Raw genomic sequence first — 13,035 nt, 5'->3', positions numbered from 1 at the left:
TCTTTCAGGCGGTTTTTATTACGCGTTATTTTACCCGAGTGCAACAGATAATTCCCCTTTAACACTTTGTTATTTCAAGATTGTGGTTTGATTGTCAAGTTCTGTCTTGACCAGCTTTCGTTTGCCGTACAATTGTGCCAATCTTGGAGCGCTCGCGAGACAGCGAAGGGTTTCAATGACTTAGACAGATATCCCAGAAAATGAACAGAAACAACAATGGCCACCTGGTTCCCGCGGCAACCCTCGTTACGCCGTTCGGCCGTGCATCGATGAAACAGCAACGTCCGGTGGTCGTTTGGTTTACCGGCATATCTGGTGCTGGAAAATCGACATTGGCGTGTCTGCTCGACGAGGCATTGCACGCTCACGGATTTCATACATTCCTGCTTGATGGCGACAATCTGCGTCTTGGCCTGAATAACGATCTGGGTTTTTCAGACGCGAATCGTCATGAAAGCATTCGGCGCGCAGGCGAAGTCGCGAAGATGCTGGTCGACGCGGGCATCATCGTGATTGCCTCGTTTATTTCCCCATTTCGCTTGGACCGGGATGCCGTGAGAGCGTTGTTTGCGGACGGACAATTCTTCGAGGTGCATCTGGATGCCCCGCTACATGTCGTCGAGTCGAGAGATACGAAAGGTTTATATCGAAAGGCTCGTGAAGGCTCTCTTCGTAACTTTACCGGCATTGATTCGCCTTATGAACCGCCCCTGAATCCCGAGCTTCGTTTGGATACTGCGGAAATTTCTCCGCGCGATGCGTTACAACAAGTTCTCGATCTGGTTGAAATAGCAGTGCGTCCGACTGGATCGAGCTGCAATCACGAGGCGAACAGGATGCAGCGAAAAGAGCCATGTCCCGATGGGGCGAGTTCCCTGACGAGCGCTTAGTTCCGTCAAACGCGATTCAAGAGGCTGGGCGAATTGGCTATGTATAGATTTTTCTTACGGCACGCGCGCATTGTGCCAAGGTGCGTGAGACAATTCGTGCGAGGCCATTCGACACAATCGGTGTTTTTCTGGCTGAGCACGGATCACTCGGCCGACGGGTAGGACCGTTTAGCACTGAGTTTTTATTTTTGGGGTGTTGCAAATTCGTGAGAACACCCGCTTAGATCAGCACAAATAATAATGCGAAGCCTGCCTCCCTTTAAGTTTACGCTGTCACTGCTTTGCGCAGCTGCCTTGACTGCCTGTTCGAGCATTCCCACGTCGGGCCCGAGTCAAAAGGAAGTAGTACAGGCATCTGCTACCGCGACTGCAACGCCCGATGAACTCGGTGTTCAGGTGGTCGATGTCAGTGATGACGTCGCGCGGCGCCTTCTTGCCGAGCGCCGCGCCGGAGATTTTTCGAAAACCTTGGGTGATCGTCCGGTCACGCAGCAACCTCTGGGCGCAGGCGACGTTATCGAGGTTTCGATCTGGGAGGCGCCACCCGCCATGCTATTTGGCGCGTCTCCTACTGATATACGTTCCGGTGGTCCGTCCAATGCACGTGTGACCGTTTTGCCAGAACAGGAGATTGACGGTTCCGGCAATATCAATGTGCCGTTCGCGGGTCGGATCAGGGCAGCAGGCCGCACGCTCGACGAAGTGGCTCACGCAATTACCGAACGTTTAAACGGAAAAGCGAATCAACCGCAAACGCTGGTTCGGCTCGTCCAGAACTCGACGTCATACGTGACGGTTGTTGGCGATGTGGCATCAAGCAAGCGCATGCCTCTTACTGCCAGCGGCGAGCGGGTGCTCGATGCTCTGGCGAGCGCGGGCGGGGTGCGTCAGCCAGTCGACAAGATGACATTGCAGGTCACGCGTGGTGGCCAGGTGCAGGCTTTACCGCTGGAAACTATCATTCGCGATCCGCGCCAGAATGTGCCGCTGCACGCGGGCGACGTGGTCACCGCGCTCTACCAGCCGTATAGCTTTACGGCGCTTGGCGCGACGGGGAAAAACGACGAAGTTAATTTCGAAGCGCAAGGCATTACGCTGGCACAAGCATTGGCCCGTGTGGGTGGTCTGAATGATTCGCGCTCCGATGCCAAGGGCGTATTCATTTTCCGCTTTGAAGATCCGGCCGCGCTCAATTGGCCGCAGCAGCCCGTACGTACGGCAGCAAATGGCAAGGTTCCGGTGGTATATCGGATCGATCTGAAAGATCCTCGCAGCTTTTTTGTGGTCCAGACCTTCATGATGGACAACAAGGATGTGTTATATGTTTCGAATGCGCCAATTGCAGAACTGCAGAAATTTCTCAATGTCGTGTTCTCAGTCGTCTATCCAGTTACATCCACCGTTACGACCTTCAAGTAATATATAGAGTGAATGTATGCGAAGTCAGGTCTACTTGACTTCGCATACTAGTTTCATGCAGTTCCATTGCCGCTCGGCCTAAATATCAGACGAAGCAAGTGGAAACCTAAGAGGACGATTTAGCTTCGATCACCGAGTGCAGAAATTTTCTCCATAACGGCAAGACCGCTTCTGGTAAATATCGGGCGGATACTTGCTGGCCACGTTCCCGCAACCTCTGCTTCGTTGCACCTGCATCGTTGCCGGTCATCACCACCTTGAGTTGATCGACGAGACTTTCAGTGTTATATGGATCGAAATACAAGGATCCGTCATCGTAGATTTCACGATGTACAGGAATATCCGATGCAACAGCAATGCCTCCGCTTCGCATGCTTTCGATACCTGAAAAGTCAAACCCTTCGGCGATGCTAGGACAAACTGTCGCCTCTGCATGGCGATAGAGCACCCTGAGATCAGCGGCTGGAACCTTGTGCAAGACAAACAGGGCGCCTTGGTCGATCCAGGTTCTCATTTCTTTCACAATCGGATCGACATCCCAGCCAAAGCTGCCGACGACGATTAACTTTAGTGTTGGATCGAGTTCGGCGCGCAGTGCCTCGAACGCCGAGATCAATCGCGTATGATTTTTTCTGGGCTCGATTGTCGACACCATTAACAGATACTTGAAAGGTGTCTGTTTAAGGTGTTCCTCGTAGAATTCTCTTTGTTCGCTGAGGTTACTAAACGTCGGACAAGCTTCGGCATTCTCGAGATTGAGTCTGGCGCGAACGATCTTTACTGGCCTATCCGCGGGAGACTCATCTGGGAAAAAATGATGCGACACCATGTTGGGAATGGTAACCGCACGGTCCTTGAGTTCCGGTGCGATTCGCAACAGATCTTGGCGCGTCGATTCGGAGACGCACGCGAAATAGGCGCCATTTTTCACGTTGCTAGTCAGCGCGTGAAAATGCCCGGCGTGGTGCCGTGTCTTGTTGGCGAACAGATGCGGCATAAAAATCGGCAGCGCGTCGTGGTATCGCACCACCAACGAAGTGCCCTTGGTAACTCGACCAGGGTACGGCGTCTGAGCAATGAAGACTTCCGCGCCTCGGGTGTCGAGAAATGGATATGCCGCTTTGGCGGAAAATTTCAGAGAGCTCAGGCCGACTGTCTGAAAGCTGTTCCATGGCGTTTTGACGACGCGATATTTTTTCCGGGTGACGATCGGATAGTCGCTTGACGGAAGCGTCTTGGAGAAAAAGGTTTGCCAGACGAAATCTTCGAAAAATTTCGGATCGAACAGTGTGGTCTTTACCTTTCTGATCTTTCGAAAAATCAGGGTTTTAAAAAGAAGCATATAAATTGACCACGTCTTGTTTGCCAGACGTGCTATTTCGCTCGCGAGTTTTTTTGATGGCTTGTCCGTGATCGAAATCAGCAGATTGGAGTACAGGCCAAGTCGTTCGGCTTCGTCGTCGCTATCCTTGACCTGCTGATCTGGCTTCGTGCCCGATGCCAAAGGCCGCAGCGAAGTTTGCAGCAGTCCCTCGACTTCAATAGAGTCGACTAGGCTTAGGCCTCGGAACAAGAGGCGTGTTTCTTGTGGAATACCTGCAAACCCGTCAAGCGTCGGCCGCATCTCGATCAATATGACTGGCTTTTTCTCGGACATAAATTACTTTCTAGAGATCGGTGTTTGGTGTTGGTTTTTCGATGAAGATATCAATTGCCACGGGGAGGCCATGCCATTCTGCTGTTCTCGTCGTACAGTCCGAGATTCAAGTTGTATGCGGGATCCCGTTCCAGTACCGATCCCCAACGCTTTTTCATATATTCAATTTCTTTTTCGGAGCGACGGATTTTTTCGGGTGTGATATCGAATCCGCGCGAAACGGATTCGTGATGGTATAGCTCTGCAAAAGGCGTCCAGATATTGATGTATCCGGCCTCTCTTATCCGAAGACAAAGATCCACGTCGTTGCAGGCGATTTGCAACTCCGTTTCATTTAGGCCACCGACCTGCTGGTAAACTTCTCTTCGAACTAGCAGGCATGCCCCTGTCACCGCCGACACTGCTCGGACCGCTTGTGTCCGTCCAAAGTAGCCGACGCCGTCACGAGGAAGAAATCTGTGGATATGACCTGCTATGCCGTGGATGCCCAGTACGATCCCGGCGTGCTGAATCGTGTCGTCCGCGTAGAGCAGCTTTGCACCCACGGCGCCAATATCGGGCCTCGCAGCATAGCTTACCATCTCGGATAACCAGTCACGACTGATCACTTCGACATCGTCGTTAATCAAGCCGATGATGTCGCAAGTGGTTAGCGATACGGCGTGGTTGTTGAGGGCTGAATAGTTGAACGGCCGATCGTCTCGGATGACTTGGATGCGCTCGTGCGTCTGAATGTCGCGAAGATAGTCGAGTGTTGTCACATCATCCGACCCATTGTCCAAGATAAGAATTCGATATAACGGATAATCCGTTCGCTCAAGGATCGAGCTGATACAGTTGCGAAGATGAGCAATACCGTTTCGGGTTGGTATGATCAGAGAAACAGAAGGGAGTTTTTTTTGCTGATCGAAAATAACCCGGTACGAGCCACCGGCCTTCTCGATGCGAGCGGGAATTTCGATACGCTCGAAGTGAGCGCCTAGTATTTTTCGACCAATTTCGTGCTTGCACGGCTCGCATGCCGCGCCAGTACAGGCGTTGTCGCGTGAGATATTCTTGTGATAAAGCACCTTCTGGATGTGATGTATCTGATCGGGTTGAATCAGCTCGATGCATCTGACAATCAGATCGTATCGCCAGAATTGCGGATCGTCGCACGCAGGTACGGCGACTTCACGTGCGAGGGTGATTGCGCAGCAGAAAAAATTGGAAACGTAGTTTGTTGTGTAAAAAAAGTACCTATCCCAATTGCTTTTGAAATACGGATTGAAGCGGATGCCTTGGCCATCCATCCGATCTTCGTCCGAATAGATTACATGCACACTGTGCTGTCGAGCAATAACGTTGGCAACTCGAAACAGTGCATCTGCAGAGAGCATGTCTCCGCAATCTACAAATGCAACCCAATCACCGTTCGCGAGAGATAGCACGTCACGCTTGTGCGCCGACCTGCCTATCTCCGTCGGCACATCAAGAATCCTTATTCGACGATCGCTGCGATCCAGAAGCTGCTTCTTGTCTTCAGCGCGTAGGCGGTTTCCATCGATCAATAGTTCCCACTCATGATACGTCTGAGCAAGAACGGATTCGATGGTCCTCTCAATTGCTGGCGCGCGTTGTTCATCTCCATCGAGGAACACCGAAATGAGGGGCTTGATCGGCATACTGTGTGCATCGGAGCGCAAAGCATCAAGGTCTACGCTAGATAATGTATCGAAGCGCTGAACCCAATCCTCGTAACTGAAGAGTTCGCGCTCTTCATCTTCAAAGAGGCGACAGTAGTCAGTCCATAGCGCATTCAGAGTTCGCGATGACGCGGCGTAGACTGAGGAAGCATGATTCGCCGCTTCAGCGCTGTATATGTAACGCGGATGGTCGCTTTTCAGTCGCTGAATGATCCGGGAATGTGCAAATTTTCGGGTAACTAACGCGAGCCTGAGATGCCGAATCGTGACTTTCGCATCCGGTAACGTTAGCGAGACCCGTGCAGCGGACGGAAGATATACCAGTCGCTTGCACATGCGACCGGAAAACACGGGTAACGAGAGCTGTTTTTGAACGCCGCTTTCCCGGTCTTCGTTGATCAATAACGCGGCGCGAATACGCACGATCTGCTGAGCCACACATAGCTCTAGCATGTACCAACCGGCAGGCAGTTTCCTGTCAAACAGGAGTGTCGAATGATCCACAGGACCAGTGCACGGTGATGCACCAGAATATTTTCCAGCGATTTGCAGCATGTACAGCGTAAGACGTCGAGCGGCGTTAATTGGCCGCTCAGTACTGAACGCTCGCGCAAACCACCGTATGACGTGAGCGATTCTGCCAACGTGCATCATGGTAGATGAAGGATTGTCGAATGCGTCGACGAACGCTTTGCGCTGTTTTGCCATCACTTGCACCAGACCATATGAAAAAAGCGGGCATTGATCTGAGCCGTCAACGCTCGCCTTCCATATCATGCACGCTTGAGAAGTGTGTTCACGGCGCCCTTGATCCTTGACCTCCGGTTTTGCAGGCGAAATTCAATCAGCTTCTGTGAAAGCAGTGCCTTGCTCGCCGCAATGAGATCGGTGTACTGGGTATTCTGGAAACCCCAGATAGTCGACGTATGGTCTTCCTTGTGCCCCACGAGGAACGGGGCAGTCGTGAGTACCTTCAGGGACTTTCTACTCTCTAGGTACCGGTCGATCGTGTTGGTGTGAACGTCACGATTTTGGGGGTCCCAATCGGCAATGATGTTGAAGATATTGCCGTTATAGCGATTGAAGACTGTGCTGATCAACTTGTCGACAGTGACATATTGCTGCCCGTTGGTTGACTTGGCATCCAGAACCGTTACTTCTTCGCTAAGGTTTGCCAGCAGCCCTGAGAAGATGTCCCAACTGGACATGGCATTGTCCAGGTAGCGTTCGATTGTTTGCCATTGTGAGGCAAAATCTTCAGGAAAATCGACGTCATCCTCGCAAATGGTAATGCTGCGCAAGTTCTGTTGGCGCGCAAGCATGATCATGAACTTGTAGCTCATCGCACAGCCGATCCAGCCTTGCGTATGCCGTAGGCCCGGGAACATCAAGAAGTTATAGTGGTTGTCGGCCATGAAATCAGCGCCGCGCACGACGTCTTCTGGCAAGGTCAAACATAACCGATTGCCTGGCAGCTTGATCGTATGGCCAATCAGCGACCAGAAGCGATCGAAGTTGATATTGTCCGTGGCCAGCAGGAAGCGATACAGGAAGTAATCGAAACGATTGGGTTGCGACTCAAGAATTTGCTTGTTCGCCTCGATTTTCTGGTGCCGCAGAGCGTTATTATTTAACCAGTAGTCGATACGGGAGATCATCGCCGATACATCGTCAATTTCGACGAAATCGACAAGATCCGTGAGCTCGGAGTGACGTTTGATGTCGCTTGAACTCTCGGAAATAACAAGCTTGTTCAGCGACAGGCACTCGTAGACTCGAGTGGTCTCGAGTAACGCACCAGCGTAATAATGAACGTTGATGACGAGTTTTGCCCGAGCTATTTCTTCCTGCAACTCCGGCCCGAACAAATTGTTGATGACCTTGACACGATAATGCTTTTCGATCTCGTCAATGAAATGACGGCGACGGTCATTATTCACATCGCCGTAAAAGAGGATATCGTAGTCTTGGTCGACATTGTCGAGATCTGGACGGTAGTTCGAAATGTAACCGATCGGCAGATGATAGATCTGACGACGGCTCAGTCCCTTTTCCAACAGATAAGCTACGTTGTCGATCGAGTAGTCGAGAATCGCATATGAATTCTCAAGTGTGCGGAAGTATTCCGGAGTGAACCAGCGTGAGCTGACGGACTGCTCCATTTGGAATGCGACATAGAAACCAGGCAACTGCTCGAAGATCTGCGGGCAGATAACGATATGCGGAACATCGTCATACCCTTGCTCGGGACGCTCGAAAATGATCTTTGCCGTGATATCAGCTTTGGCTAGCGATGTTTGTATCGCGTGAGCGATATACAGACAATGCTTGACCGTAAGAATCACAATCGACGCACCGGATGCCGGTCGCATGTTGAATATGGGCCCGGAAATTGGCTCTGGAGTCGATGCGATGAGTTCGAACTTCGGTGGTGATACGGCGACCGGCTCGTCATCAGGAATCGCCAACGAGCGGATCGACGAGCCGATGCCCGCGAATTGCGAGTCCATTCGCGCTTCGAGCGTGTGCAGATGCGCGACGATTTGCCGGAGCATCTGATCCTGTTCCCCGGAATTGCGGCGCAGCAGGTTACCGACAATGGGAAGATTTCGCCACCAATGGGTGCGCAGCAGCGATTGCAGGCCAGGCAAGTCGACATTGCGTGCATGGCCTTCTTTGCTCAAAGCAAGCTGTGCAATGATTTCGCTCTTTTCAACACCATTTCTCAGTCGTTGAATGTAATAGCCGAAACCTTCGACATCCGGTTCGCGGCGCAGCAGCGTGCGATACGCGCAGCCAACGAATGCTTCGTCGGTCTCCGAAAGCAACTCATTAACAGATGCTGCTACACGGCGCGAGTCGACCTGATTCGATACTTTTATCATGGCTTGTGTTGCGAAATGGGTATGGACACCTGCCGTGGTTTTCGACGCAGGTAACAAAGACTCGGACGACTCGATGGCGAGGCGATGTTGAGGGTCAACGAACGATGTATCGAGAAGCGAACTTGCTTCTTCGATCGTCGCTTTCAACTGCCGCAAGGAGGTGGCTGACCGCCAGCGCCGCAACGAGTTGACCCGTCGGCAGATTTCGCGGATGCGCCGAGCAGCGATGGTACGAGTGTCGTCCGCCATGCATATGATTTGCACGCTACGTTCATAAGCGGTCTTCCATTCATGCAACGTGCTTTCGCAACTGAGCAGTTGGGCAGCCTGTTCCGACAGCTTGTGTTCCGCAGCGGCTTCGATCGCGTGCATCCTGTCGGCGAATGCCTGCTCGTTGGCCTCCGCTCTTTGCTCAAGGCGCGCAATTGTCGCTGCATAAGTGCGGTCGGCCTCAGCATGCTTCTCCACTAATGCTTGCATTTCCACTGCATGCATATCGAGGCGTTCGATCGTTGCTGCATGGGCGCGCTCGGCTTCGGCAAGCTGTGCTGCTAGTGTCTGCGCTTTTCCGGCATGCATAGCCAATTGCCCGTGCAGCACGTCCTCGCGTTGCCGGAAGTCATATGCGAGTTCCGCGGCGTTCCGCTCGTGCAACTGCTGTTGTTCGAGCAGTTTGATGCCGAGTTTCTTTTCCGCATCATATAGTCTGTTCAGAATTTGCTGCAATTCGCTTCGGGACTGCATCACCTGGTCGAGAAGATGTTGCTCGCGCGAGGCATGCTGTTCCTGCAGTTCACGCAGCTTTAACTCGTGCCTGACGTGATTTTCTTGAAGCGTGAGCGCATATTCGCGCTCCCTTGCGGATGATGCATGAAGATTTGCGTCTGATTTTTCCTGCAGCGATTCGAGGAGAGCATCGAACTCCTGTTTCGCAAGCGCTCGCGCATCAGCAACACTCTGAGTCAACTCCGCATTTTCGAGCAAAAGCTCGTTCAGACGACGCGTCAGATCAAGCTCTCGAGCGCTTGCCGCGCGTTCGATGCCAGATGTGCGTTGGTCTAGGGCAGCTAGATTGTTTGCGGCCACCTGCCGATATTCGGACAGAACGCGGCTCGCAAATAGATAGGGATCGCTGGCCGGCAGGCGTCCTTCCTCCGCGCCACCTCCAGCAAAGAAATGATCCTCCGGCATGACGCCGGTAATAGCGAGTGACGGATACTGCGCAGAGTACCATTGCGCATCGAAGTGCTTGCGGCACAGCGATTCATCCAGATCACGCAATGCACGAACTACATGAGCAAAATGATCGTCACGTTCGGACAACCATTGGCGCACGCTTTTTAGCTCGCTATCGTATTGGACGGCCGTGTGCTGCGCGATACGCGCGATGAGACTACTCACTATCGACGACCGTTCGACGCTATATAACGTATAAATCTCACGCGACGGCAGCAGGGTAGCGAAGATCTGTTCCCACGAGTCGGCGTGAATCTTGACGATCGTGGCCGACTTGATATCATCTTTATCCGGTTCACGCGAGCGGCTCAACCCGACATAAATGTGTCCACCGGTGGTTGTAATTCCACGGACATAGCCATTAAACCGCTTTTTCCGTACTAGTTTGCCGTCAGTGGAATACTCGCGTAGTTCTTTATCGCCCGAGTTGGCAATCAGCAGGTTGTCTCCGAACTGCACGAGACTATGTGGCTGATTCAGACCGGTGATTAGCCGTTTGCCGCTTTCGAGGTCCTCGACGTAACCCGCACCGGCCGTTTTCCCCTTGTAAGAGCGGGTTTCCGCAAAGTCTCCAAATGCGGAAAAAACGACTCTTCCGTTCCAGAGACCAAGACAATTGATGTGACGTGAATCGTGTTGCCCAGAGAATGTCCAGCTCTTCAGTTCAAGGCCATCTGCATTGAATTTGGTGATCTGATTTTTGATCGTACCGACGACGTACAGATGGTTGTTGAAAAACAACACATCGTGGATATCGTCGAGTTGCTCGTCCATGTGCTCGCGGACCTGGTCCGCGTAAATCATTAACGAAAAAGGCTGCTTGCCGCGGTAGAAGATATCGTTGTTCGAGCAGATCCCCGCGCTTGGATGACGATCGAGCGTTGTTACTTTGCCTGCTTGATAGAGAAACAGGCCGCCATCTTCATTTGGAGAAGAAATAAAGACACCGCCTTCATCGCCAACCGGCTGATCATCGTGGCGCAATGCCCGTTGCTGGTCTGTCTTGGCTTTGTTCTGGCTTATCATTCGATTTGCGCCACTGTTCTTGTTGATCCCGGTCCGAAAAGAACCAGCCTTCATCGGTGAATACCCTGTTTCACCCGATGAGACGTAAGAGGCAGGTGTAAGCTCACTTTTCTTTAATCCTGCGAAATACAGGTCGTGCGTTTGATGATTGACTGAAAATTCATAAAACGAAAAGATTTTGTCGAGATCGAGAACTGTTCTCACATCTTCTTCAGTCAGATTTTTATAGTAATCTGCCCAATCGCCCATCATCTGGATGAATGGTGCGTCATGCGGAGTCGTTCTCGCTGTACCGTGCTCTGGCCTGCCGGTCGTGGCGCAGGTAAAAATGAACATGCCGCCCGGCTTGAGCATCCGGATCGCGTTATTCAGCGTTTTTTCGTAAAACCTGTCATGCTCGAAACACTCGGTCGAGATGATTGTGTCGAATGTGGCATCGGGAAGAGCAAGTTCGTGGCCTTTCCCGACGATGTCCACGTTGTCACCGGGCATCAGATCCAGCCCAAGGTAACGACAGCCATCAAATAGATATTTATTGTTCCCGTTGAGATCGAGAGATCCGATATCCAGGACGAGAGCATTGGAGAAGAAATCTGGGAAACGCGCTTTTACCGATTCGCAAAAATCTACCTGATTCTGATGTGCCATCGCTTTAGCGTGCTTATCTATTTATTTAAAAATGCATCCGCTTGTGGCCGGCTGCGGAAATTTTTTGTGATCAATTCGATCTCACGTTGCTACTTCGGCAGTATCGATCACGTCTCTCTCCGGGTTGCTCGATACTGCCTGTGACGCTATCGCTCGTTATCCTGATAAAACGCGAAAGCATTCTCGACTTCTTCGAAAACGTTCAGTGTTCCGTTGTGCAGAACTGCTGCTCGCTGACAATGATTCCGGATGTATTCCGGGCTGTGCGACACGATGATCATGGCACGGTCTTTGCGTTTCTCGAACAGTTCGATGTGGCATTTTTCGTGGAACCGGCCGTCGCCGACGGCGACGATCTCATCGATCAGAAAACAATCGAATTCCACCGCCATCGAAATAGCGAATGCGAGCCGCGCACGCATCCCCGAGGAGTACTTCTTGACCGGTTCGCGCAGATAGGCGCCCAGCTCGGAAAAATGTTGAACGAATTCGATGGCCGGAGGAATCGGCGCACCATACACACGGCAGATAAAGCGAATATTATCGAGGCCGCTCAGGCTTCCCTGGAACGCCCCACCGAAGGCAAGAGGCCAGGAAATGCTAATGCCGCGATGCACCCGTCCGCTGGTCGGCAGTTCTGCGCCGCTGATCAGTCGGATCATCGTCGATTTGCCGGCGCCGTTGCGCCCGAGAATACCGATTTTCTCTCCCTTTGCCACCGTCAAATTGACATTATTGAGAACGGTCCGCGCGCCCTGACGGGTGTGGTAGACCTTGGTGACGTTTTCCAGCGCGATCATTCCGGCTCCACTCTGCGGCCAGTTTCTCTGACAAGAGCGAGACCAAAAAGCGTCATCACGAGATTGACGAGCGCCAGATAGTAAGGATCTTCATAGGTGTGGACCGCCGAACCGAAAAAGCCATGGCGGATCATCTCGGTTCCGTGCACCATCGGAATCCAAAGCGCCATTTGCTGCGTCGATTTGGGCAACCAGTCGACCATATAGGCTGCACCGGAAAGAGGGAACATCAGGTAAGTAAAGATATGCCACACACGCTCGACGATTTCCGAGCGCTCGGACGCAGCACCGACAATCAGACTCAGTGCATACGCAAACCACGCGAGTAGTACCCACGCGATAATCACGGTCAAAATGTCGACTGGCGGTTTCATCAACCCAATGATGCTGAAAAGGATGGTCAACGTAATGAACGACGAAGTCGCGCCGGCGATTTCGAGCAGAATCCGAGCTGAAAAGACGTCGATTACGCGAACGTTGCGGTGATACATCAGACTATGATTCACCTCGATTGCCTTGACGATGCGATTACTACAATTGCGCCAAAGCAGGATTGACGAATACCCGGTGAGCGAGAATGTCGTAATGGGCAGGTTCGAGCCATGAGTTGCCTTGCTGAGTACCCAGAGCGTCGTAATGCCGAGGGTGAACAGCATCGGTTCGAAGAATAACCACAGAAAGCCGATATTGTGGCGACCATAACGGGTAATCACCTCGCGCATCAACAATGCGCCGATGACCCGCATCTGAATGTTGAAGGAACGCTTCAACGACGTCGATGTTGAACCC

At 52.1% G+C, this 13,035-nt stretch carries 6 protein-coding genes and 1 pseudogene; 2 read left to right on the top strand and 5 right to left on the bottom strand.

Features of this window, described 5'->3' with window-relative positions; translation table 11 throughout:
* Positions 1-188: 188 nt before the first annotated feature.
* Positions 189-785, top strand: a pseudogene (cysC, locus tag F3J20_RS25760) (adenylyl-sulfate kinase); the annotation flags it as partial.
* 345 nt (positions 786-1,130) lie between these two features.
* Entirely contained in the window at positions 1,131-2,309 is a 1,179-nt protein-coding gene (locus F3J20_RS25755) for a polysaccharide biosynthesis/export family protein (RefSeq protein ID WP_167285001.1), read from the top strand.
* 106 nt (positions 2,310-2,415) lie between these two features.
* Here F3J20_RS25755 and F3J20_RS25750 read toward each other — a convergent pair whose 3' ends face one another.
* The 5 genes from F3J20_RS25750 to F3J20_RS25730 form a co-directional block, all read right to left on the bottom strand.
* Complete coding sequence (locus tag F3J20_RS25750) at positions 2,416-3,966, bottom strand: glycosyltransferase family 1 protein (protein WP_167285000.1); 1,551 nt, start codon at positions 3,964-3,966, stop codon at positions 2,416-2,418.
* Between the two features lie 50 nt (positions 3,967-4,016).
* The gene (locus F3J20_RS25745; protein ID WP_167284998.1) at positions 4,017-6,089 is read right to left on the bottom strand and encodes a glycosyltransferase family 2 protein; all 2,073 of its coding nucleotides are present in this window, start codon (positions 6,087-6,089) and stop codon (positions 4,017-4,019) included.
* Between the two features lie 335 nt (positions 6,090-6,424).
* Entirely contained in the window at positions 6,425-11,446 is a 5,022-nt protein-coding gene (locus tag F3J20_RS25740; protein ID WP_167284996.1) for a DUF4915 domain-containing protein, read from the bottom strand.
* Between the two features lie 146 nt (positions 11,447-11,592).
* Positions 11,593-12,246, bottom strand: coding sequence for an ABC transporter ATP-binding protein (locus F3J20_RS25735; RefSeq protein ID WP_167284995.1), 654 nt, complete (start codon positions 12,244-12,246; stop codon positions 11,593-11,595).
* On the bottom strand, positions 12,243-12,992 hold the full coding sequence (locus F3J20_RS25730) for an ABC transporter permease (RefSeq protein ID WP_167285017.1): 750 nt from the start codon (positions 12,990-12,992) through the stop codon (positions 12,243-12,245). The genes F3J20_RS25735 and F3J20_RS25730 overlap by 4 nt, the downstream gene beginning before the upstream one ends.
* Positions 12,993-13,035: the final 43 nt, after the last annotated feature.

It is taken from the genome of Paraburkholderia sp. Cy-641 (assembly GCF_011752945.1).
In the GTDB taxonomy this organism is placed as follows: Bacteria; Pseudomonadota; Gammaproteobacteria; order Burkholderiales; family Burkholderiaceae; genus Paraburkholderia.
This window is presented reverse-complemented; position numbering and strand designations above follow the sequence as displayed.